This is a genomic window from Nitrososphaerota archaeon (assembly GCA_029785825.1).
Taxonomy (GTDB): domain Archaea; phylum Thermoproteota; class Nitrososphaeria; order Nitrososphaerales; family Gagatemarchaeaceae; genus UBA183.
Map to the genome: position 1 here is coordinate 1178933 of JAFLYY010000001.1, position 22473 is coordinate 1201405.

At 64.2% G+C, this 22473-nt stretch carries 23 protein-coding genes; 13 read left to right on the forward strand and 10 right to left on the reverse strand.

Annotated features, from left to right (window positions below):
* Positions 1 to 276 (reverse strand): acylphosphatase, encoded by a 276-nt coding sequence (locus tag JRN21_06165; protein ID MDG6988895.1) that lies wholly within the window; start codon positions 274 to 276, stop codon positions 1 to 3.
* Positions 277 to 279: 3 nt separating this feature from the next.
* Positions 280 to 897 (reverse strand): MarC family protein, encoded by a 618-nt coding sequence (locus JRN21_06170; GenBank protein MDG6988896.1) that lies wholly within the window; start codon positions 895 to 897, stop codon positions 280 to 282.
* Positions 898 to 957: 60 nt separating this feature from the next.
* Here JRN21_06170 and JRN21_06175 point away from each other — a divergent pair, with 60 nt between their 5' ends.
* The 3 genes from JRN21_06175 to JRN21_06185 are packed head-to-tail and all read left to right on the forward strand — an operon-like array spanning position 958 to position 4019.
* A complete protein-coding gene (locus tag JRN21_06175; protein ID MDG6988897.1) occupies positions 958 to 1284 on the forward strand; it encodes an iron-sulfur cluster assembly protein in 327 nt (108 codons plus the stop codon).
* Between the two features lie 55 nt (positions 1285 to 1339).
* Entirely contained in the window at positions 1340 to 2329 is a 990-nt protein-coding gene (locus tag JRN21_06180; GenBank protein MDG6988898.1) for a phosphate uptake regulator PhoU, read from the forward strand.
* A 46-nt stretch (positions 2330 to 2375) separates the two neighbouring features.
* Entirely contained in the window at positions 2376 to 4019 is a 1644-nt protein-coding gene (locus JRN21_06185) for a CTP synthase (GenBank protein MDG6988899.1), read from the forward strand.
* Here the strand turns inward: JRN21_06185 and JRN21_06190 are convergent.
* Positions 4008 to 4943 carry a hypothetical protein gene (locus JRN21_06190; GenBank protein ID MDG6988900.1) on the reverse strand — a complete coding sequence of 312 codons (936 nt, stop codon included), beginning with the start codon at positions 4941 to 4943 and terminating at the stop codon, positions 4008 to 4010. The genes JRN21_06185 and JRN21_06190 overlap by 12 nt on opposite strands.
* 52 nt (positions 4944 to 4995) lie before the next feature.
* Between JRN21_06190 and JRN21_06195 the strand changes: the two genes are divergently transcribed.
* From JRN21_06195 to JRN21_06205, 3 genes are all read left to right on the forward strand, one after another.
* Positions 4996 to 5580: a hypothetical protein gene (locus JRN21_06195; GenBank protein MDG6988901.1), complete on the forward strand. Its 585-nt coding sequence runs from the start codon at positions 4996 to 4998 to the stop codon at positions 5578 to 5580.
* 67 nt (positions 5581 to 5647) lie between these two features.
* Positions 5648 to 6691 (forward strand): hypothetical protein, encoded by a 1044-nt coding sequence (locus JRN21_06200; GenBank protein ID MDG6988902.1) that lies wholly within the window; start codon positions 5648 to 5650, stop codon positions 6689 to 6691.
* Between the two features lie 55 nt (positions 6692 to 6746).
* Positions 6747 to 7673, forward strand: a complete 927-nt coding sequence (locus JRN21_06205) for a hypothetical protein (protein MDG6988903.1) — start codon at positions 6747 to 6749, stop codon at positions 7671 to 7673.
* Between the two features lie 6 nt (positions 7674 to 7679).
* On the opposite strand, the gene JRN21_06210 is transcribed toward JRN21_06205, so the two are convergent.
* Complete coding sequence (locus tag JRN21_06210) at positions 7680 to 7940, reverse strand: ribonucleoprotein (protein ID MDG6988904.1); 261 nt, start codon at positions 7938 to 7940, stop codon at positions 7680 to 7682.
* 41 nt (positions 7941 to 7981) lie between these two features.
* Between JRN21_06210 and JRN21_06215 the strand changes: the two genes are divergently transcribed.
* Positions 7982 to 8722: an AAA family ATPase gene (locus tag JRN21_06215; GenBank protein MDG6988905.1), complete on the forward strand. Its 741-nt coding sequence runs from the start codon at positions 7982 to 7984 to the stop codon at positions 8720 to 8722.
* 165 nt (positions 8723 to 8887) lie between these two features.
* Positions 8888 to 9223 (forward strand): hypothetical protein, encoded by a 336-nt coding sequence (locus JRN21_06220; GenBank protein ID MDG6988906.1) that lies wholly within the window; start codon positions 8888 to 8890, stop codon positions 9221 to 9223.
* Here JRN21_06220 and JRN21_06225 read toward each other — a convergent pair.
* Complete coding sequence (locus tag JRN21_06225; protein ID MDG6988907.1) at positions 9198 to 9527, reverse strand: hypothetical protein; 330 nt, start codon at positions 9525 to 9527, stop codon at positions 9198 to 9200. The genes JRN21_06220 and JRN21_06225 overlap by 26 nt on opposite strands.
* A gap of 224 nt (positions 9528 to 9751) precedes the next feature.
* Between JRN21_06225 and JRN21_06230 the strand changes: the two genes are divergently transcribed.
* Positions 9752 to 11542 (forward strand): NFACT family protein, encoded by a 1791-nt coding sequence (locus tag JRN21_06230; protein MDG6988908.1) that lies wholly within the window; start codon positions 9752 to 9754, stop codon positions 11540 to 11542.
* Between the two features lie 9 nt (positions 11543 to 11551).
* Here JRN21_06230 and JRN21_06235 read toward each other — a convergent pair whose 3' ends face one another.
* From JRN21_06235 to JRN21_06250, 4 genes are read right to left on the reverse strand one after another with little or no spacing between them, the layout of a single operon-like run.
* The gene (locus JRN21_06235; GenBank protein ID MDG6988909.1) at positions 11552 to 13372 is read right to left on the reverse strand and encodes a (Fe-S)-binding protein; all 1821 of its coding nucleotides are present in this window, start codon (positions 13370 to 13372) and stop codon (positions 11552 to 11554) included.
* 53 nt (positions 13373 to 13425) lie between these two features.
* On the reverse strand, positions 13426 to 14358 hold the full coding sequence (locus tag JRN21_06240; GenBank protein ID MDG6988910.1) for an electron transfer flavoprotein subunit alpha/FixB family protein: 933 nt from the start codon (positions 14356 to 14358) through the stop codon (positions 13426 to 13428).
* Positions 14355 to 15122 carry an electron transfer flavoprotein subunit beta/FixA family protein gene (locus JRN21_06245; GenBank protein MDG6988911.1) on the reverse strand — a complete coding sequence of 256 codons (768 nt, stop codon included), beginning with the start codon at positions 15120 to 15122 and terminating at the stop codon, positions 14355 to 14357. The genes JRN21_06240 and JRN21_06245 overlap by 4 nt, the downstream gene beginning before the upstream one ends.
* Complete coding sequence (locus JRN21_06250) at positions 15119 to 16249, reverse strand: acyl-CoA dehydrogenase family protein (GenBank protein ID MDG6988912.1); 1131 nt, start codon at positions 16247 to 16249, stop codon at positions 15119 to 15121. The genes JRN21_06245 and JRN21_06250 overlap by 4 nt, the downstream gene beginning before the upstream one ends.
* Positions 16250 to 16383: 134 nt before the next feature.
* Here JRN21_06250 and JRN21_06255 point away from each other — a divergent pair, with 134 nt between their 5' ends.
* Complete coding sequence (locus JRN21_06255; protein MDG6988913.1) at positions 16384 to 17751, forward strand: MmgE/PrpD family protein; 1368 nt, start codon at positions 16384 to 16386, stop codon at positions 17749 to 17751.
* Between the two features lie 42 nt (positions 17752 to 17793).
* A complete protein-coding gene (locus JRN21_06260; protein ID MDG6988914.1) occupies positions 17794 to 18801 on the forward strand; it encodes an LLM class flavin-dependent oxidoreductase in 1008 nt (335 codons plus the stop codon).
* On the opposite strand, the gene JRN21_06265 is transcribed toward JRN21_06260, so the two are convergent.
* Positions 18785 to 19687 (reverse strand): prenyltransferase, encoded by a 903-nt coding sequence (locus JRN21_06265; protein MDG6988915.1) that lies wholly within the window; start codon positions 19685 to 19687, stop codon positions 18785 to 18787. The genes JRN21_06260 and JRN21_06265 overlap by 17 nt on opposite strands.
* Before the next feature lie 77 nt (positions 19688 to 19764).
* Between JRN21_06265 and JRN21_06270 the strand changes: the two genes are divergently transcribed.
* On the forward strand, positions 19765 to 20382 hold the full coding sequence (locus tag JRN21_06270) for a hypothetical protein (protein ID MDG6988916.1): 618 nt from the start codon (positions 19765 to 19767) through the stop codon (positions 20380 to 20382).
* A gap of 79 nt (positions 20383 to 20461) precedes the next feature.
* Positions 20462 to 22447 carry an acetoacetate--CoA ligase gene (locus JRN21_06275; GenBank protein ID MDG6988917.1) on the forward strand — a complete coding sequence of 662 codons (1986 nt, stop codon included), beginning with the start codon at positions 20462 to 20464 and terminating at the stop codon, positions 22445 to 22447.
* Positions 22448 to 22473 lie beyond the last annotated feature (26 nt).

Consider the following 22473-nt stretch of genomic DNA (forward strand, 5'->3'; position numbering starts at 1 on the left):
TCAGCGGATGCGGAAGTCCCTGTAGTTCCTGATAGCCGCGTCCTGCGTGTCCACGCCGTCGACCCTTGCCCGTGGTGGGCCGACCCTCGCCCAGTCGATGACGCGCCTGACGTTCCTGTCGTCTCCTTCCAGAAACGCCTCCACGGAGCCGTCCGGGAGGTTCTTCACCCAACCGCGGACCCCCAGGTCCGTCGCCATCCTGGCCATGTTCGCGCGGAACGACACCCCGTGGACTATCCCGCGTATCTTCACCCTCGCCGCGCGGGGCACCTGCACCACCTACAAGCCGGGGAAGAGGCCCTTCAGCCCTACCGACACGAAAGAGACCGCCAGGGCGGCGATCAGGAGGGCTGTTATCCGCGACAGGGCCACGGTCCCGTTCTGGCCGAGAAACTTCCTCACCCAGTCCGAGCTCGAAAGCACGGCGTAGCTGAGGGCAGCGTTGGCGGCCACCACCAGCAGGGCGACCAAGGGGCTGTATGGGGGCGCGGAGATTATGACCACCGTGGAGATGGCGCCGGGGCCGGCAAGCAGTGGGGTCGCCAGAGGGAAGGCAGCGATGTCCGAAGGCTCCAGCCCCCTTGAGCGGTCCCCGTCCCCCTTCAGGTGGTCCACCGCGACGGCGAAGAGGATGATCCCTCCGGCCACCCGGAAGTCGTTTATGTTGATCCCGAAGATGTCGAAGATGAGCCATCCGAAAAGAGCAAACAGCGCCAGGATCACCGTGGAGATGACCACCGCCTGCTTCACAATCTTCCTCCTCGACCCTGAGTACCCCTCCGTCAGCCCGATGAAGATGGGGACGGTCCCGACGGCGTCCACGACCGCGAACAGGAGCACGAACGCCTCCAGGAAAAGCGCGGTGTCGAAAGCGAAGAAAGAGGCTATCCCTGACATCGTCGCGACGCCTCAGGTGCTGAAACGGATAAATAAGAAGTTGAGAGCCTTGGGAAAGGCTTGTCCCAGGTCGAACAGTCAGCCATAGACCAGGCCATGTCCAAGATCATGGACCCTGAACTCGGCAAGCCGATCACAGATCTCAAGCTGATAGACAAGCTCTCTGTCTCGGGGACATCCGTGGACCTCGAGTTCCACCTGACCGCCCCCTTCTGCCCTCCGATGTTCGCGCTCCAGATAGCCGCCGACATAAAGGCGGGACTCCTCTCGGTTCCGGGGGTGACTGACGCGAAGGTGACGCTCCGAGGCCACTACCTGGCCGACGCGGTCAACAAACAGGTGAACAAGCCGGCCGCCCCCAGCCCCGTTAGCGGGCCCGTCCCTTAGGCCCCGCCCGCTCACCTCTAGAAGGGTTATAGAGAGCGAGAGGTCCCGCACGCTCGTGCCGGCCAGGAAAGCGATCGAGATGGGAGAGAGCACCATCCTCGTCTCGCTCCCGAAGGAGTGGGTGAAGAAGAACGGGATAAGGAAGGGGGACGACATCTCTGTGGAGGAGATATCGCCACGGAAGCTGATGGTGAAGCCCTACGGGGGGCGGGAGGAGGAGCAGAAGCAGGTGGTCATCGAATATGCGGGGGGAGACATCGACCGGGTCGCCAACGACGTGACCGGGGCCTACCTGCTCGGGTTCGACCTGATCAAGGTAGCCGGCGACAGGGCGATATCGAGAGAGGACAGGCAGGTCATAAGAGACACGATGAAGAGGCTGGTCGGGCTGGAGATCCTCGACGAGGAGCCCAGGAGCATCACGCTGCAGTTCCTCCTCGAGCCTACGGTCATCACCCCGGACAACATCGTCAGGAGGATGTCGGGGCTGCTTGACGGGATGCTGGCCGACGCAGCCGAAGCGCTCTGGAAGGGGGACGCCAAGCTCCTCGGGCAGGTGAACGAAAGGGACGACGAGGTCGACAGGCTCTACTTCCTCCTGGTGAGGGCGACCCGGGCGGCGGTGGTCAGACCGGAGGTCGCCGAGAGGTACGGGCTGACTCCCGTGGACCTGCTGGACTACCGGGTCCTGGCCAGCTTCCTTGAGAGCGCCGGGGACGCGGTGAGCGAGCTCTCGCTGAAGCTCAGGGAGAGGAGGGTGCCAAGGCAGGCCGCCAGGGAGTACGTCTCATGCATCAGGAAGCTGAGGGAGATGAACGGGCTTGCCACCCAGGGGTTCCTGTCGAGGCGGGCAGGGAAGCCCAGAACCGTCAACAGGAAGATGGACGCTCTTTCCAGGGAAGTCACCACACAGCTCGCGGCGGCGGCCAAGGTCTGGGGAACCGACGGGGCCGACGCAGCCGCGGTCCTCGCGACCCTCGAGAGGGTGAGCCGGTTGCTGGTGGATGTTTCCGACCTGGCTGTGATCACACAGCAGGTCCAATGACAGAATCGCTCGTAACCCTTAACTATCGAATCCGAGCCGTCGGTATATGCCGAAGTATCTCTTTGTGACCGGAGGGGTCATGTCAGGCCTTGGGAAGGGGATAATCACGTCCTCGGTGGCGAAGCTCCTCCAGCTCTCCGGCATCCGCGTGTCCTGCCTCAAGATAGACCCGTATCTCAACTTCGACGCGGGGACCATGAACCCCTACACCCACGGGGAGGTGTTCGTCACCGACGACGGCGGGGAGACTGACATGGACATCGGCAACTACGAGCGGTTCCTCAACAGGGACATGACCAGGGCCAACAATATCACGACGGGGCAAGTGTACAAGAAGGTCATCGACGACGAGAGGAGGGGGAGGTTCCTCGGCAAGTCGGTGCAGATCATCCCCCATGTGACAGACGAGATCAAGAGGATGATACGCGAGCTGGCGGCCAAGGAGAGGGTGGACGTCCTCGTCGTAGAGTGCGGAGGTACCGTGGGGGACATCGAAAGCCTCCCGTTCCTGGAGGCGTTCAGACAGATGAGGATGGAGGACGGGCCCGCGAAGACCCTTTTCCTACACGTGAGCCTGGCCCCCGAGCTCTCTGTCGTGGGGGAGATGAAGACGAAGCCCACGCAGCACAGCGTCCAGGAGATGAGGAGGATAGGGGTCCAGCCTGACATCATAGTCATCCGCGGAAGCCGTGCGCTCCCGGCGGACGCGAAGGAGAAGATCGCCCTGTTCACCAGCGTCCCCGCCGAGAGCGTCGTTTCAGACCCGGATGTGGGCTCGATCTACCTGGTGCCGCGGCTCTTGGAGAAGGGAGGCGTGCTGAAGCCCATCCGGAGGCAGCTGGGCCTCCGAGGGAGGGCCGTGATGCACGGGTGGAACTCCGTCGCCGACGCCTTCGGGGAGCACGGCTCCGCTGTGAGGATAGCCATGGTGGGGAAGTACGCCAACCTGGCTGACAGCTACGTCAGCGTGAACCAGGCCCTAGCACACGCCGGGGCGGCTAACGGAGTAGACGTGCGGATATCGTGGATCGAGTCGGAGGAGATTGAGAGGGACGGCTCGAAGCTCGGCCTCATCGACGCCTACGACGGCGTGGTCATCCCACAGGGGTTCGGGGGGAGAGGGATCGAGGGGAAGATCGCAGCCGCCGACAGGGCGAGGGTAGCCGGCGTCCCGTTCCTCGGGCTCTGCTACGGGTTCCAGCTGGCGAGCGTCTCCTTCGCCCGAAATGTCCTAGGGCTGAAGGGGGCCAACACCACGGAGGTGGACCCGCGGACTCCGTACCCCGTCATCGACCTTCTGCCCGAACAGAGGAAGGTCACCGACCTCGGGGGGACGATGAGGCTGGGTGGGCACGACGTCCACATCGAGAAGCCCAGCAGCGCCTTCGACATCTACGGCAAGGAGAAGATCAGGGAGCGGCACAGGCACAGGTTCGAGCTCAACCAGGACTACCTGAAGAGGTTCGAGGAGAACGGCATGAGGTACACCGCGTTCAGCGACAACCACAGGCGCGCCGAGATAATGGAGCTCGAGGGGCACCCCTTCTACATGGGGACCCAATATCACCCCGAATATGTGAGCAGACCGGAGGAGCCCGAGCCGATCTACGTCGCCTTCGTGAAGGCCTGTGCGGGGAGGGCCGAGGAGCATGGAAGACGGAAGGAGAAGGCCAGGCACCTAGCCCGCTGAATATCCCTTCGCCAGCCTGATGGCCAGCTCCGCCACCTCGCGAGCGCCCCCGGAGAAAAGGTAGACGTTCGGCTCTATCCCGGCTCCGCCCTCGTCGACCACCGCGTCGAACGCCCCTCGCCGCGACCCCAGCTTCTTCGCCAGCGCCTCGACCGTGGGGTCGTCGTGACCCGCGGCGCGATCGCCCCCCAGGACGACCGCCTTCAGGCCGGCTTTCTTCATCACCGCCGCCATGGCGCCGTCGTAACGGAGGTTGATGCACGCGCGGAAGGCCGGCCGCCTTGCCCTGGCGAGCAGCAGTACCTTAGCCATGTGGGCCGACGCGCCGGCTTCGGGGGGGAGCATCCCCTTGGCCCGGTCTCTGACCCTCACTATCCTCCCGGGGACGGCTACCACGTCGGAGGGGCTCTCCGCGTCGTCCGGGGCGCAGGCGACGTTCACTGAGACCTCTGGCATGACGGCGACGAACCAGGGAGACGCCTCTAGCATTTTCACAGCCTCCTTGACCTCCGCGACGGCCTGCGCCCTGGAGCTCCTGGACCCGCCGTACTCCCGGAGGCACACGTCGCACCCGGAGAGGTCGGGGTACATCTCGCGGTGGGCGGGGCATGCCCACCCTCTCGCAAGAAGCGAGTCCCATATGTCCGCCAGCGCCCGGACGCCGTCGACCGGGCTCAGGACCGCCGCCTCGGCCAGGAGGTCAGCGTACCTGTCGGCTTCCGCCTTAGAGACCGAGAGCCGGGAAAGGAGCGAGTAGGCCCTCCCCTGGTCTGAGGAGAGATAGACGCTGACCGAGGCCTGGGTCGTCCCCAGGAGGGACCCTATCCTGTTCTGGGAGTAACCCCGGGAACGGAGCCGGGCGGCCACCAGCTGCCTTACTGACGGGAGGAAGACCTCGGACATCAGCTCGTCGGGAGGGTGCAACATATAAGTGACTTATTTGGCCATTTATAACCTTCCCCGTCCGCGCCCCGCCATGAGCGCCACGGAAGGGAAGCAGGAGAATGGGTCCCCCGGCGAGAGCACCAAGCTCGCCGTCGTGGCGGTCTTCACCGCCCTGGTGGCGATGGGTACTTTCTTCTCGGTCCCGATCCCGCCCCCCGTGTTCGAGATCATCTGGTCTCCCATCGTCTTCCTGGCGCTCGCCTACTTCACCGACCCCGCGACGTCGTTCACGGCCACTGCGTTGGGGGGTTTCCTGGGGGAGGCGCTCAACGTCGCCTACAAAGCCGGCGGGTCCCCCGTCTATCCGTTCGGGATGGTGTGGGCGACGGGCCCCGAGATACTGTTCGTCTACTGGGCGAGGAAGAAAGGGACGAGGACGCTCGCGCTCGCGATGGTAGCGGCGACGGTCTACGAGACCCTTGGGTTCTTCCTCTCCGACTGGGCGTTCTACGCCTACGGGCTCTTCGGGTACGGGTCGCCGACCGATGCCGTCACCTCGTTCTGGGCGGCGTTCCCCGACATACCTTCCACCATGTTCCAGGTGGTCTACGTGCCTGTGGTGCTCTACGTCATCAAGACGGCTGCCCCCGCGTTCAAGAGGCTGGGGTTCGGATAGTACCATGGCCTGGAAAACGGGTGCGCCGTCGGTGGTTTAATTGGCTCGGCCCGGCGCGCCCCCGCGGATGGATTCTCCAGGGAAGGAAGGTCTGCGCTTCATGGAGCGCGCGGTCTACGGACATCTCGGCAGGCCGACGCGCAGGCTCAGGGTCGGCCCCGGGAGGGGGCTCGACAACGCCGTCATCGAGGCGGGGAGGGGAAGGGCGCTCGTCGTCACGGTCGACCCGATATCAGCCGTCCCGGCTTTCGGGATGGAGCTCTCGGCCTGGCTCAGCGTCCACCTCGTCGCCTCCGACTTCACTGCTTCCGGGGTCGACCCCCAGTTTTCGGTCTTCTCCTACAACTTCCCCAGGGAGATGGCGGAGCCGGACAGGGAGCTGTACGTGGCCTCGGTAGGAGACGAGTGCCGCAGGCTCGGGGTCACCGTCGCCGCAGGCCATACGGGGAGCTATCCCGGAGGAGGATACACTGTGATAGGTTCCGGGTCGATGCTGGGTTTCGCGTCTGAGGGGTCCTACGTGACACCGTCCATGGCTCGGGAAGGCGACGCGATACTGGTCACCAAGCACGCCGGCATAGAGGCGACCGCATCCCTCGCCCTGTCGTTCCCGGCGTTCACTGCCGAGAGGGTCGGAGCGGCAGCAGCGGGGCGCGCCGCCGGGCTCGCCCGCCAGTGTACCACCGTCGAGGACGCCAGGTCTGCTAGGAGGGCCGGGATCGGGAGGCATGGGGTGACGTCCATGCACGACGCGACCGAGGGGGGCGTCCTGGGCGCCCTCGAAGAGATGGCCTGGGCATCGGGCCGAGGCTTCAAGGTTGACGCTGAGGAGATTCCGGTGGCGGCCGAGGCGGAGGCCGTCTGCGGCGCGTTCGGGATCGACCCCCTCAGGACCATGGGGGAAGGGGCGCTTCTCATCACCTGTTCTCCTTCGAAGGTCCGGGAGCTCGAGAGGGCGATGTCGAAAGCGAGGATAGACCTCGCCGAGATAGGGACTGTCGAGCGTAGCGGAGGGCTGCTGCTCAGAGGGTCTCGAAAGAGGGCCGCGGCCGGAGGATCGGACCCATACTGGGCGGCCTATGACCGCGCTGTGCGGCGCGGCCTGAAGTGACCGGCGCATCCTCAGGCGGGTCCATGGCGGCGGCTCCGGAGACCTCCTGATAGGCTTGATTAGAGGGAGCGAGGGGCGCGAGCCGGAGATCAAGCTGTCCACCACGGAGAACGCGGCCAGAGTCCTGAAGTCGGTCAAGGATGAGGAGTGGAGGACGCTCGCGGGGTTGGAACGTTCCACGTCAGGGTACGGCACCGCCGACGTCGGGAGGGTCGCCCGCATGAGCCGCCTCCCCCTCGAGCGGGTCCTGTTCGCCACAGACGCCCTGGAGAAGAAAGGGCTGGCCATGCGGAAGGGCCGCGGGTTCGCGCTGACGAGGGAGGGGGTGGAGGTCATGGCCCTCAAAGACTACGTGAAAAAAGACCTCATCTTCGCTCTAGGGGCCGTCATAGCCAAGGGGAAGGAGTCGGACGTCTACGAAGCGCTGACTGAGGAGGGGACCGTCTACGCCCTCAAGCTCTACAAGATAGGCAGGGTGAGCTTCACGAGCGTCAGGAAGAAGAGGGTCAAGGAGGCAGCCGAGTTCAGGAGCTGGATCACTGCCAACTACGGCGCGGCCAGGAGAGAGTATCAGGCGCTGCGGAAGCTCGAGGGCCTGTCCTCCTCGTTCCCCCGGGCCGTGGCGTACAGCAGGAGCACCGTCCTCCTAGAGGAGGTGTCAGGGGTGAGGCTCTCTCAGCGGCCCTACCTGCAGGACCCGGAGGAGATGCTGAAGACGACGCTGGGCCTCATGAGGAAGGCTTACCTCGACGCCGGGCTGGTCAACGCGGACCTGAGCGAGTACAACATATTGACGGACGGCGCCGCCGTATGGCTCATCGACTGGCCACAGGCGGTCGGGACGTCCCATCCGAACGCCAAGGAGCTCCTGATGCACGACGTGAAGGCGGTGGGGACGTTCTTCAGGAGGGCTTATGGTGTCGAATCGGAAGCAGAGAAGGAGTTCGACTATGTGGTGGGCGCTGCGGAGAGCCCCGACTAGGTTCCTCTACAGCCTGTCTTCTATCCTGACGTAGAGGACGTTGTTCCCCCTGATCACAACCTTGCCGTAGTTGGCCACTTTGTTGCCGTTCTCCGACTCCTCGGCGTCGACCAGTATGACGTTCATGTATGGGTCGACGTTGGACATCTTCCCTCTGTACTCGATCTCGTTCTTGAGCCTGACCGAGACCTGCTTGTTCACCGCCTTCTGGAGGTAGGTGAGCGGCCGCCGTGTCTGCTGCGGAGGCGGGGGTAGCTGAGGGCTCACTGCGATAGTTTGGGCTCCGAATCACGGTTAAAAGGACATCGGTGCGGAAAGGAGATGAGACGGGGCGGAGAGCGACGGCAGGTCATTTAGAGGGGGCAGACATCGCGATCAGGAGGTCCGCTTCGTCCAGATACTTCAGTTCGGGGTCATCCGGGCTAGACCAGCTGCTCGGCGGAGGATACAGGACGGGGACGATGACCGAGTTCTTCGGGAGGAGCAACAGCGGGAAGTCGCAGCTTGCGATGCAGGCCGCACTCGAGGCGGCAGTGAAGGGGGACGGCGTCCTGTACGTTGACACGGAAGGGGGTTTCAGGCCTGAGAGGCTCGAGCAGATCGCCCGTGCTCGCGGGTGGCAGACGGACGGCGCTTTGCAGCGCGTGATCTTCGTGCGGTCGGACTCCGCCGCCGAGCAGGTCGAAACCGTGCGCAGGATGCAATCGAGGAGCGTCACGGCCGGCTGTAGGCTCGTGATTGTGGACACCCTCACCCGCAACTTCTCTTTGGACCTCCCTGGTAAGGCGAACCTCCCGAGCAGGCAGGGGTCCCTCGGCGTCCACCTCAGCGAGATGGCGAGGGACGCCTATCTCAACGAGAGGGCATACCTACTGACTAACAGGGTCACATTCGGCCCGACGAAGGACGTCGGCGTGGGGGGGAAGACCGTGGAACAGCTGGTCCACGCCTCAGTGCTGCTCGAGAGGCAGGGGACGGCAGTGAAGGCGACGGCGTTGGGCTCGGGGAGCCAGGCTGTCCTTCAGATGGGGGCGGCAGGGGTCATCTGACTACGCTCCGCGCGAGCCCGCGCGGGGCCGCATCCGATGGGGCAGACGGTGTGTAGTCCCTGGTCGGTGCCTGCCGGTGACCAGGTCTTGTCAAAGGCGTTGGACACCAAGGTGTAGCAATGTAAATCACCTGATTAAGGAAGGTTAAATATCGTCACAACGGTCGTGCTCACGGCTAAGGTCGTGCAGGCGAACATAGCGTCCATACTCGAGTCGATCGCGAAGTCTGACCTGGAGGACGCCAAGAGGAAGATACAGGCGCTGATGCCGGAGGTCAGGACGGAGAAGGAGCGAGGGGGCCTCCTTGCGGCTTCGGGCATTCTGACGAGCATATCAAAAGGGAAGGAAGGGACCATGCAGACCTGGGACGGCCCCAGGCTGGAGAGGGCGGCGAGGACGATTTCGGGGAGCCAGATGGCAGACGACTTCGACCAGGGGTACGCCGAGGCCTTGGTGAGCTATTCGAGGTTAGTCGCTAGTAGCCAGCGTTCTGCAGCGTGAAGAATATCATCCACGTGAACAGGAACACCATCACGAACCCTCCTATGCCGGTGGTGTAGATCTTCCCCTGCTGCTCCTTCGGGAGGCCTCTGTACCACCCGAACCAGGCGGCGTAGTAGGACAGCAGATAGAAGGCCATCCCGATGCTGACACCGGTGAGCCAGTCGGTCCCGACTAGGAACTCGGTCAGAACACCCCCGACGGCCGCCAGCCCGATTCTCATCCAGTACAGCCTGTCAAAGGCAGGCGTAGGGTTGGCTTTCGTCGCTGGACCCTCCAGCTTGGGCGTCTTGGCGCTGACCAAAGAAAAGACTCGACCGCTCCGCGGTAACTGCGTTTATAATGTTTCAGACCCGAAATGAGAAACGTTCGGTCCCCTTAAGCGGTCAGGCGGAGCCTGAGGCAGGCGTCGTCGGCTGAAGCGCTCTGTTTCCCGGCTCGCATCCCGCTTTCCCGCAGAGGAGAGAGCTGCGAGGAGCTCAACCTTAAGACCGGCGCTGGCCTCGACGGCCCAGAAGGGACCCGCACGTGGCTGAGCTCTCAGGTATCGAAGTGGCAGTCTTGGTCAAGGAGCTGCAGGAGAGGCTCATAGGGTGCTATGTGAACAACATCTACAGTGCAGGAGGGTCGCAGGTCTTCCGGCTCAGGAAGCCGGGAGGCGAGGAAACCTGGCTCGTCGCATCTCCGAAGAAGGGAGTCTGGATCTCTTCCGACGTCAGCGAGCGCGCGGAGACTTCCAGTTTCACCTCGAGGCTGAGGTCGGAACTCGAAAGGGCGAGGTTCGTGGGATCCTCTCAGCTCGGCCTGGACAGGGTCTTCGAGCTGGACTTTCAGGGGAGGGAGAGTCGGAGGCTGATGGTCGAGATGATGCCGCCTGGCAACATCGTCGTCCTCAACTCCGAGGGGAAGGTCACTCTGGCACAGCACGACGTCCGGGCGAAGTCGAGGGTCGTGGCGAAGGGGGTCGACTACGCCCCGCCGAAACAGGGGAGGGTCAGCCCCCTTGGCGTCGGCCCGGTCGAGGCCAGGGAGATCCTCGCCAAAGAGCCTACCCTGGGGAAGGCGATCGGGAGGCACGTGGCGCTTCCGAGAAAGTACGTCGCCGAGGCGCTCCGGAGGCTGGGGGCCGAGGAAGGCGCGCCTTCCTCCTCGCTTGCAGGCAGAGAAGAAGAGATGGCGGCGGTCCTGACAGAGATGGTCTTGGAGGCTCGCGACTCGCCCAGGCCATGCGTCTGCACGACCCCCGACGGCGATGAAATCTACGCCTTCCCTCCCCAGGGGCTGAGCGTGAAGACCCGGGCGGGCACTATGTCGGAGCTCTGCGACTCCCTCCTCCTCAGGGAAGCGACGGAGGCCACCCTTGAGCCTGGACCTGAGGAGTCTAAGCGAGCGGAACTCCTTGCAACCGCCGCCAAACTGAGGCACGAATCAGATACTCTGCTGGCCGACGCTGCGAGGGCTAGGGCCGCCGCCGTGGCTGCAAGGTCAGCCGCGGTAGAAGAAGCGGCAAGGCACCTGGAAGGCGCCGGTCTGAAGCCAGCGAAGCCTCCGTCGTCTCCTGCCGCCGCCTCGTCCGCCCTCTACGACTGGGCGAAGGAGCTCGAAGCGAGGTCCGCCAATGACCTCGAAGCGGCGGCAAAGCTCCAGAAGAGAGCGGCCAGGGCGGCCCCTGTCAGGAAGCCTGCTGCGAGGCAGTTGTCTAGGGCGAGGGGTGAGTGGTACGAGAGATTCAGGTGGTTCGTTACCAGCGGAGGGAAGCTGGCGGTCGGCGGGAGGGACGCGCAGACCAACGCCTACCTACTCGGCAGGCACATGGAGGAGAAGGACACTGTGTTCCATGCCGACCTTTTCGGGTCCCCTTTCTTCATCCTGAAGGGCGGGGCGGCGCAGACGGACGAGGAAGTCAAGGAGGTCGCCCAGGCCACGGTCGCTTTCAGCAGTGCCTGGAAGACGGGGCTGGGGTCCGCGGACGCCTACTGGGTCGGGCCCGGCCAGGTCAGCTCGTCGGCGCCGAGCGGGGAGTATCTCCCCAGAGGCAGCTTCGCGATCAAGGGGAAGAAGAACTTCGTCTCCAAGGTCCTGGTCGAAGTCGCCTTGGGGCTGGACGGAGACGGGCGGGTCATGGGAGGGCCCGAGGGGGCGGTGAAACTGAGGTGCCCCCACTACGTAGTCCTAAGGCCGCACAACGAGAAGGGGTCGGAGACCGCAAAGAAGGTGCTCAAGAAGTTCGAGGGCCAGGAAGGGCCGCGGACCGTGACCATCGAGGAGGTGCAGAGGGCGCTACCAGCGGGAGGGGGCAAGGTGCTCAGGAGCGCCTAGCCTTGCAGGTCAGGGGATGCAGTCGGCCACTATCTCTGCCACGTCGCGCACGTCCATCCCTGTGTCTGCCACCTTAGTGGCGTCGTCCAGCATGGAGAGGCAGAACGGGCACTCGGTCGCCACCGTCTTCGCGCCGGTCTCGGAGGCTTCCTCCGTCCTTATCCCGGCTATCGACTTCTGTTGGGGGACCTTGTACCAGTAGTTGGAGCCCCCTGCCCCGCAGCAGAAAGTTTTCTCTTTCCTCCGACCCATCTCTCTGACGTCTGAGACGGCCGCCCGCAGCATCTCTCTGGGTTCGTCGAACACGTTGTTGTACCTCGAAGCATAGCAGGCGTCATGCAGGGTAACGGAGATGCTCTGGACCTTCTCGGGGGGGACCTTCACCTTCCCCTCCCGTATGAGGTCGGAGATGAGCTGCGTGTGGTACACGACCTCGTAGTTTCCGCCGAACTGGGGATACTCGTTCTTGAGCGTGTTGTAGCAGTGGGGGCAGGTGGCGATTATCTTTCTCACGCCATAGGAGTTGAGCTTCTCGATGTTCTGCAGCGCCAGCTCCTGATACCTCCCCTCTTCCCCCAGACGGCGGGCTGGGTCCCCCACACACATCTCCTCCCCCCCGAGTATCGCGAAGGAGACACCAGCCTGCCTGAGTATCTTCGAAAGCGCCCTGGCTATCCTCTGTGCCCTCTGGTCGAAGGACGAGATGCACCCGACCCAGTAGAGGTACTCCACCCCTGGTTTCGAAGCAAGCGTGTCGATCCCAAGGTCCCGGGCCCAATCCCCCCTGCTCGCGTTCTTCAACCCGTAGGGGTTCTGGCTCTGGGCCAGGTTCTCCAGCAGGGCGGCCTTCTCCTTGTCCACCTTCCCTTTCGCTACCAGGTCCCGCCTTAGCTCGTAGACTATGTCGAGGTGCTTGACGCTTACGGGGCAGCTGGCCACGCAGGCGCCGCAGGAAGTGCAGGACCAGAGCTCGTCCTCCCCCACGACGCTGAAGGGGCTGGCTCCGGCATCCGGACCGCGGGCAAGCAGGCTTACCTTCCTCACGAGCACCCGAGGCGACAGGGGGCGGCCGGCGGCCGTTGCCGGGCAGGCGGCTTCGCACGCTCCGATCTCGACGCATGAATCGAAGGCGAGGCGCTGGGAGCCGTCGAAGTCGGAGACTTTGCTCACCCCCACGCTGACCTGGGAAGCGTCCGTCTTCCCCGACATCACGTCGGCCAGGTTGAACGGCGTCTTGAGAGCCGACAGGGGCCTGTCGAACCCCCCCACCAGGTTGACGCTCGGCCTGCTATAGTAAACAGCTACCAGGGAGTTCCGGAGCGCGCCCAACAGCAGGTCCGCATAGACCAGCGACGGGAACCAGATGAGGACGAGCTCCGAGGTGGTCAGGCCGATGGCGAGCATGAGGACGACCTGGAGGAGGGTGGAAGCAGACGTGAACTGCGCTGACGTCCCCAGCTTCTCCTCTTCCTTCTTGCTTCTGGAGTACACCTGGACCCGCCAGACGAAGGACGCCACCAGCCCCGCGGTCAGAGGGACAGAGACCACCAAGAACAGGACCTTCAGGGGGTAGAGGTATCCCATCCCCGGGTCCAAGACCGCGTTGGCCATCGTCACACCGATTCCCAGGGCTATCGAAAGGTGCATCAGGAAGACAGGGTCCCCGGACCTCAGCCTGCGGGTCTCGTCTTCGGCGAGGCCGAGAAGCCTCCTGGGGCCGATGCTGGTAGAAGTCGCCTTGGAGCGGCGCAGCACCATGAGGCCTGCGAAGACGACGCTCGCCAGAGAGACGAGGTAGACAGCCACGTATCCGAGGTCGAGCCCCGCCATGTGTCACAGCCGGGTCCTTCGGGCACTAAAGGATGTCTCTCGGCTGCAGGACCTCATCGTCGGGCGGCCAGCGCCTTCCGCAGGGCGGGGACCAGCTGGTACAGGTCCCCGACAATCCCGTAGTCCGAGGCCTGGAAGATGGGGGCGTCCTTGTCCGTGTTGATGGCCGCCACTATCTTGGAGTCCTTGATCCCGGCGATGTGCTGGAGCTGTCCCGAGATCCCCACGGCGAGGTAGAGGTCAGGCTTGACGGTGACCCCGGTCAGGCCTATGTGGTACTCCTCCGGCAACCAGCCCAGGTCGGACGAAAGGGGCCTCGAGCAGCCGAGGGCGCCGTGCATCTCCTTCGCGAGATCTTCGAGCAGCGGGAGGTCTTCCTTCTTCTTCACCCCCCTCCCCGCGGAAACTATAATCTTCGCCGACCTCAGGTCCACTGCGCCGGCCGCCTTCTTCTCCCTGCCGACAACCTTCACCAACGGCTGGATCGGGCCGACGTCGACCTCCCTTGTCTCCCCAGGCGCTGCGTCCGTCCTGGCGTAGTGCCCCACTTTGACCGTCGCGACTGCGGGGAAGGGGCAGCTCAGCTTCGCCACGACCTTCCCGGCGAAGACGTTGCGCTCGGCGGTCAGGGTGCTGCCTTCGGTGCCTAGCCTCGACGCATCTGAAAGACACCCCACAGAGAGCTTCGCGGCGAGCCTCGACGCCACCTCTCGGCCGTTCCTCGTCGCGCCGATCAGGATCGCCACCGGTGCCGCCTGCTTCGCCGCCCTCGCGAGCGCTTCGGCAGCCACCTCAGGGGATATTTCCGGGGACGCTGGCACTTTCAGGAGGAGCTTTGGCCCCGGAGACCGCACACCCTCCCGGAGGGCGCCTATCTCGACCACCACGGCTTCGGCTGAAGGCCCCTTCGCCACCTCCGCCGCCGCAGAAGCGACCTCGTTCGAGACCCCTTCGTTCTCGGAGTAGGCCCAGACCGCAGGGCTCACTTCGCGAGCACCCCCTCCTTGGTAAGGGCGTCGACGAGCTTGGCCGCAGCTTCGTCCGGGCTCCCTTCGATGAGCACGCGCTTCCTCGCCGACTGCTGCGCGGACATGGACACGACAGACGCCTGTCTGTACTCTCCCGGGGGGAGGAGCTGGTTTCCGTCGAGCTCTTCCAGGGGCTTCTTTCCCGCCTGCATGATCTGTATGAGAGTCGGGTAGCGCGGCTCGTTAATCTCGCTGACCACGGACGCGACCAGGGGGAGGGGCGCTTCCACCCTCTCGACGCTGTCTTCGAGCGAACGCTCCACCTTCGCCAGCGGGCCATCGATCTCGAACTTTCTGGCATACCCCACGAAGGCAGCCCCCAGAAGCTCCCCCAGCATCGGTGGGACCTGTCCGCTGTAGGTGTCAGACGACCCTTCCGAGCAGAGGACCAGGTCGAATGGGCCCGCCCTCCTGATGGCGGCTGCGAGGAGGCCGGCGGTCCGTATCGTGTCGGTGGCGGCCGTGTCAGAGACCGCCAGGACCCCCCGGTCCGCCCCCATGGCCAGCGCCTCCTTCATCGTCTTCTTCGACTCGGCGGTCCCTACGGTGAACACCACCACCTCCCCCTGATGGGCCGTCCTCAGCCGGAGCCCCTCCTCCACGGCGTTCTTGTCGAATGCGCTCATGCGGCTCACCGCCCCGGCAAGGACGGGCCTTCCGGAGGGATCCGTCTTCAGCTCTGCCTCGTCGACAGCATGCTTGACGCAGACTGCTATCTTCACGGTCCCCTCGCCATCTCCCGTCTCGCTATCAGCATGCGGAGCACCTCGGACGTGCCCTCGCCTATGGTAAGAAGCCTTGCGTCCCTCCAGTGCCGGTGAAGGTCATCGGTGGTGTATCCATAGCCGCCGTGAATCTGGATGGCCTCGTCGCAGATCCTCAGCGACGTCTCGGTCGCGAAGACCTTGGCCTGGGACGCCTCCGAGGCGAAGTCGTCGCCCATCTCCTTGACCCTCGAGGCGTAGAGATAGAGGAGCCTCGCGGCGTCTATCCCTGTCTTCATGTCTGCTATCTTCGCCCTGACGAGCTGGAACTCCGAGATCGGCCTGCCGAAGGCCTTCCTCTGCTTGGCGTAGGCCAGCGACTTGTCGTAGGCGAGCCTAGAGATCCCGACGTTGAGCGCCGCCACCACTATCCTGGCGCCGTGGAGGATCTCCTTCGCGTAGTCGGCCCCCCTTCCCTCCTCGCCGACCAAGTTCTCCTCCGGCACAGTGCAGCCGCTGAATATCACTTCGTGGGTCTTCGAGCCCTTCATCCCCAGTTTCTTGAGCTCCCGGCCGAACGTCAGCCCCTTCGCTGGCGCGTCGAGGATAAAGCAGGACGGCCCCTTCTTGGTCTTCGCGAAGACGAGGTAGACGTCCGCCTCGCCGGCGTTAGTGATGAACATCTTGGATCCGTTGATGACGAACTCCCCGGCCTTCCTCTCGGCGCTGGTGGCCATCGTCCCTGCGTCGGACCCGGAGGCGGGCTCGGTGAGGGCGAAGGACGCCAGCTTCTTCCCCGTGAGCAGGCCCTCCAGCCTCTCCTCCTTCTGGCTCTTGTTTCCGAACTTCAGCACTCCCTCGGCCACGGCGTTGTGTATCTCGACACTTAGGGCCATGGAGGCGTCCGCCGTGCCCAAGAGTTCGACGGCCATGGCATAGATAGAGAATGGAAGCCCGAGCCCACCGTACTCAGCAGGGAAGGGGATCCGACTCATCCCCTGCTCGAGCAGCGCCCTCCGAGGCGCCGCGATGGACGCCTCTCCGCTGTCGAGCTTCGGGGAGAGGGGAAGGATCTCCCTCTCCATGAAGGCGCCCAGGGACGAAAGGACTTCGGAGCAGTTCTGATGGTCCGCCTGGTGCAGCATGCGAATGAGCCTCCTGTGTTCGGCGCTGTAGATCGCCAAAAGGGAACGCCTGACGGCGCCGACTTTCGGCGAGATTTAATGGTTAGTCCGAATATATGAGAATTCCTAAAAGCTCACACGACCGGCCGGTCCCCATGGACCTGGCTGGCCGGCTGGCGAAGTATGCCCTCTCGACAGAGTTCAGGAATCTCGACTCCACGACCGTGAAAGAGATGAAGGCGAGGGTCGTGGACGCGCTCGGCTGTGCCCTGGGGGCGTTCATGGAGAGGCCAGTCGAGATGGCTAGACGCTCCGCGCTCAAACTGAGGAGCGGAGGAAAGTCCAGGATCCTGGGGACCGGGAGCAGGTCGTCTCCAGACTTGGCCACGTTCGTGAACGGCTTCATGATCCGCTACTTCGACTACAACGACACATACCTTTCGAAGGAACCGGCGCACCCCAGCGACAACCTGGCGCCTAGCTTCGCCGTCGCGGAAGCCGAAGGGTCGACCGGGAGAGAACTCCTGGCCGCGGCCGTCGCGGCCTACGAAGTGCAGTGCAGGCTCTGCGACGCGGCGGACATAAGGCACAGGGGGTGGGACCACGTGAACTACGGCCTGGTCTCCTCGTCACTGGCCGCGTCGAAGCTGATGAACCTTCCCTTGGCGAAGGCGACCCAAGCAGTCAACCTCGCCCTCAACGGGCACATAGCGATGAGGCAGGTAAGGGCAGGGGAGCTCTCCATGTGGAAGGGAGCGTCCTTCGCCAACGCGGCAAGGAACGGGGTCTTCGCCGCCTCCCTCGCCAGAGAGGGAGTCACAGGCCCTTCGCCCATCTTCGAAGGAGAGATGGGGTTCTTCCGGCAGGTGTCGGGACCCTTCGAAGTCGATACCGACGAGTTCGGCGGGAGAAAAGGGAAGTACAAAGTCAACGGGACGTATGTGAAATATTGGCCCGCCGAGTACCATGCCCAGTCCGCCATCTGGGCCGCCCTGGAGGTCAGGAAGAGGGCGGAGGACGTGCGGAGGGCAGAGTCGGTCGTGGTCCAGACCCACGAAGCGGCGTACACCATCCTCGGGAAGGACCCCGAGAAGTGGGCCCCGAAGACGAAGGAGACCGCAGACCACAGCCTCCCCTACATGGTGGCCATGGCCCTGCTGGACGGGAAGGTCGACAACTCGACCTACTCCTCGGCCAACCTGAGGGACCCCCGGAACCTCGCCCTTGTGGCGAAGGTCAAGGTGGTGGAGGACCCCGCGTTGACTTCGTTTTACCCGGACAGGGGGATGCCGAACAGGGTCACGGTGTCTTTCGCCGGAGGCAGGAAGGAGACAGCTCAGGTCGACCTGCCCAAGGGGCACCCGGCTAACCCCATGACGAGGGACGACATCGAAGCGAAGTTCTTGAGGCTGGTGGGGAGGTACATGGATGAGTACCACGCAAAGAGGGTCCTGAAGCGCCTCTGGGCACTGGAAGAGGAGAAGGAGGTCGGGAGCGTCCTTGGACTGCTCCGCGTCAGCTAAGGCTGCAACGCTTAAAGCGTCTCACGGGGAGCGACCTCGGAAATGAGACTGGGGCTGGGTTTCAACCCCGTGCTCACCCTCCAGGACGCGGTTGCCACGGCCGTCAAGGCGGAAGCCCTCGGATTCGACTCGATTTGGATGCACGAGACCCTCTACCAGCGAGACGTGGTGACATATCTCTCCTGCATGGCGTCAGGGACGAAGAGGGTCGGCCTCGGGTCAGGCGTGATTAACACGTTCACTAGGCACCCGGTTACCGCCGCGACCACCTTCGCTACGCTGTCCGAATCCTCGGGGGGGAGGGTGACCCTCGGCCTGGGCTTGGGGAGCTTCCCCACGATCCCCCTCATAGGCCAGCAGATATTCCCGGTGGAGAAGACCAGGCCCCTTCAGAGGATCAAGGAGTACGTCGAGGTGGTGAAGCTCGTCTGGTCTGGGGGCAGGGTGGACTTCGACGGCGAGTTCTTCCAGGTCCATGGCCTTACCCTGGGGTTCAAGCCCAGCGGGAGAGTCCCCATATTCATAGCGTCACTTTCTCCGAAGATTCAGGCACTCGCGGCCACCGTGGCGGACGGGGCGATCCTTTCCCCGGCTCTGAACACCGCCTGGGGGACGGAGCGGATGGTCGACAACGTCAAGCGTGGAGAGGCCAGGAGCGGGAAGCGGGTCGAGCGCGCTTCCTACATGCTCACCTCCCTCGCCTCCGACCCTGCCAAGGCGGTCCAGGTCGTGAGGGACTACTACTTCTTCGCATATCAGCTGGCCGAGGTCGTCAGGCCCGAGGTTCTCGCCCCCTACGGGATCGGGGAGGAGAGGCTGTCCCCGATGAAAGACGCCTGGAAGAAGGGAGACATAGCAGAGGCAAAGAGGTTGATACCTGAGGAAGCCATCAAGGCGCTCACCATCACGGGCACGGGTGACCAGGCCCTGGACAGGCTGAGGGAGTACGAGAGGTCCGGTGTCACCCTTCCCATCGTCATGCCCATAGGAGACGTGGGGTACGCGATGGGGGAACTTGCGGCTGCCCTCCCTGCTAGGCCTGCAGGGTGAACGGGAAGAAGATGGCCAAGACCAACGACGCCATGTAGATGAGCGAGAACTGGAGAGCCAGCGCGGCCGTCCTAGGGTCCGCGTTGTCAGGGACGTCGCCTTTGAGCATCGCGACAAGCCCCCTCGCTCCAGGTACTGTGAGGAAGACCAGTACGGACCATAGAGGGAGCAGCCGGACCGCGACCCCCGAGGCCACCGCCACGTAGGCAAGCCCGAGGAGGACGGCGTAGAGCCTCTCGCCTCTCTTCGCCCCCAAGACCACGGCCAAGGTTCTGGTCTTCACCGAACCGTCGTAGCCGATGTCCCTTATGTTGTTGGCGAGGAGGACGAGGGCGACGAAGATCCCGATGGGGACCGAGGCGGCCACCGGCGCCAAGGAGAATGTCCCGGTCTGGACCATGTAGGAGCCGAGCGGGATCAGGAGCCCCCACATTGCGAACACCGTGGCTTCCCCCAGGGCCCGGGCCTTGAGGACGACAGGGTCTGCGGTGTAGAGGACGCTCCCCGCCATGCCTATCCCCACTACGACGAGTATCCATAGGTTCGTGGCCAGGGCGAGGTATGAGGCCGCTGCCAGGGTGACCAAGTAGAGGGTCAGAGAGAGGGCCAGTATGCTGGAGAGGGGAGCCTGGCCAAGGGCCGCCGGGTGGAGCCTGTACTTGGTGGTGGGAGCGCCTCCCCTGTCTACTCCGTGCTTCACGTCGAAGAAGTCGTTCAGGATGTTTGTCGCCCCGTGGAACGCCACCATGCCGCCGAGCGCGACCAGATAGTACAGCGGATTGAACCGGCCGGCGAGCGCCGCCACGAGGGTCCCCATGGTCACCGAAGAGAACGTCATTGTGAAAGACCAGGGCCTCATGGAGATGAAGGCGGTCTTGGCGTCCATGAAATCGCGTTGCCAACTCAGGTATTTACGGTAGCACTCGCCGAACGGCTTTAACGGGAGCCCCGGCGGCGCAGGGGTTGGCCCTGACATCCAGGCTCGTCGTCGGGACGGCCGCGGTGGTGCTCTCCATGGCGGTCCTCTTCATGGTTCCGCCCGGGTACTTCGTCGCCGCCACCTTCCTGGCCACCGGGTGCATGATCGCCTCTGCCTACTCCCTCGGCGCGCTCGGGACATCCAGGAAAGCAAGCGCCAGGGCGGCTGCGGTAGGGCTCCTGTCGGCGCTGTTGCTGTACCTGGTATTCGTCGCCGCCGCCGCAGGCGTCTCTGCCTTCCACCCCTTCGGCATGACGGCCGCAGACGAGACTTCGATATACTCCCTCATCGCCTCGTCGTCCACTCCGTCGTACCTGCAGGTCGTCGTCCTCTTCTTCGACGCCGCGGGGTTCGAGTCGTTCTTCAGGGGGGTGCTTCAGCAGAAGCTCACCCCCAGGTTCGGGACGGCCAGCGCCTTCGTCGTGGCGCTCGCCGATGCGGGGCTCCATGCGATCAGTCTGAACCCGCTCTGGGTCGGGGCGACTTTCGTCACAGACCTTGCCTGGGGGCTCACGTTCCGTTACGGCGGAGGGAAGCAGGCGAGCTTCGTCAGCCACCTCGTCTGGGACATCGCGATATTCATCGTGAGGCCTGTGACATAGACGCCGACAACATCGGAGGCAGCGTCAGACCGGCCGGGTCGCCGCTTATATCGGCCCTCACGCTCGGGGCGCGTCGCCTATGGCAGAAGGGGACCTTCTCTGGGAGCCGGATCCGTCCTCAGCGAGGAGGACGAACATGTACTCCTACCTCAAGTGGCTGGAGAAGAAGGGGCACACCTTCCAGGGGTATGGGGACCTCTGGCGGTGGTCGGTGGAGGACCTGGAGGGGTTCTGGGGTTCGGTCTGGAAGTACTTCGAGGTGGCCGACGCGGACTATCCCGTGCTCCCCGAGAGGAAGCTGCCGGGCGCGAAGTGGTTCGAAGGCGCCGAAGTGAACTTCACTGAGAGGGTCTTCGCGAAGAAACGGGAAGGCGATGCGCTAGTCTTCATGGTGGAAAGAGGGTCGGCGAAGTCGTTGGGGTGGGCCGACCTCGAAAGGAAGGCTGGCTCCCTTGCGGCGAAGCTGGTGGAGCTTGGCGTGGGGAGAGGCGACAGGGTCGCCGCGTACGTCCAGAACGGCCCCGAGGCGGTCATAGGCTTGCTGGCTTCGGCGAGCATAGGGGCGGTCTGGTCGAGCTGTCCGCTGGAGTTCGGACCGCAGTCTGTCATCGACAGGTTCGGCCAGATAGGGCCGAAAGTGCTCATCGCCGCGGACGGATATGGCTACGGAGGGAAGTGGATAGATAGGGCCGAGGAGGTGGCGGCGGTCAGGAAGGCGGTCCCAAGCATACGGGAGGTCGTAGGAGTGTCCGGGGGGAGCAGGGGGAAAGGGATCCCCGGGGCCATAGGCTGGGACGGGGCGGTGGAAGGAAGGTCGGAGTTCGAGTACGAGTTCGTCCCCTTCGACCATCCGCTTTGGGTGCTGTACTCCTCGGGGACCACGGGCCTTCCCAAGGCGCTGGTGCACTCCCAGGGCGGGATCCTGGTCGAGCTCCTGAAGTCCCTGGCCCTGCACAACGACGTCAGGGAGGGGGACCGTTTCTTCTGGTACACGACGACAGGGTGGATGATGTGGAACTATCTGATGGGCGGCCTCCTCCTGGGAGCGACGCTGGTGCTCTATTCGGGGCACCCTTCGTGGCCCCGCCCCGACTCCCTCTGGAAGGTCATGGAGGAGACAGGGACGACATACATGGGGACGAGCGCCGCCTACCTGTCGGCAAGCATGAGGGCCGGGGTCGAGCCACGAAGCGCGTTCTCCCTCAAATCGCTCAGAGGCATAGGGTCCACCGGATCCCCGCTCTCCCCGGACTCCTTCGAGTGGGTCTACTCCAAGGTCAAGGACGACGTCTGGCTCGAGTCTCTTAGCGGGGGGACCGACCTCTGCACGGCCTTCGTCACAGGCTCCCCAACCCTCCCGGTCTACTCAGGGGAGCTGCAGTGCAGGGCGCTCGGCGCCAGCGTCCAGGCGTTCGACCAAGGGGGGAACCCCGTCGTCGGGAAGGTGGGGGAGCTGGTGATAACCGAGCCGATGCCGAGCATGCCCGTCTCCTTCTGGGGAGATGACGACGGAACCAAGTATCGGGAGAGCTACTTCGGGATGTTTCCAGGCGTCTGGAGGCACGGCGACTGGATCAAGATCACGGGGAGGGGGACCTGCGTGATCTATGGGCGCTCGGACGCCACCATCAAGAAGCTCGGCGTCAGAATCGGGACGAGCGAGATCTACAGGGCGGTTGAGAAGGTACACGAGGTCTCGGACTCGCTCGTGGTTGACGCCCCTGGGGGAGGCTCCGAGGAGATGGTCCTCTTCGTCTCGCTCAGGGGAGGGGCAGTACTCGACGACGCCCTCCTTTCCAGGATAAAGAACCAGATCAGGACCGACCTCTCGCCCAGGTACCTTCCCGACAGGGTGGTCGCCGTCCCAGCCATCCCGAAGACGCTCAACGGAAAGAAGCTCGAGGTCCCTGTAAAGAGGATCCTGGCCGGGGCGCGCCCTGACGACGTCCTCAGCAAGGGCTCGTTGGCAGACCCCGCTTCGGTGGACCGCTTCCTGGAGCTCGCGAGAGAGAAAGGGGTCGGTATGGGAGCCCGGAAGGACAGGCCGGCCTCGGCGGAAAATTAATACCCAGCCTTCAGGGGGGAAGATGC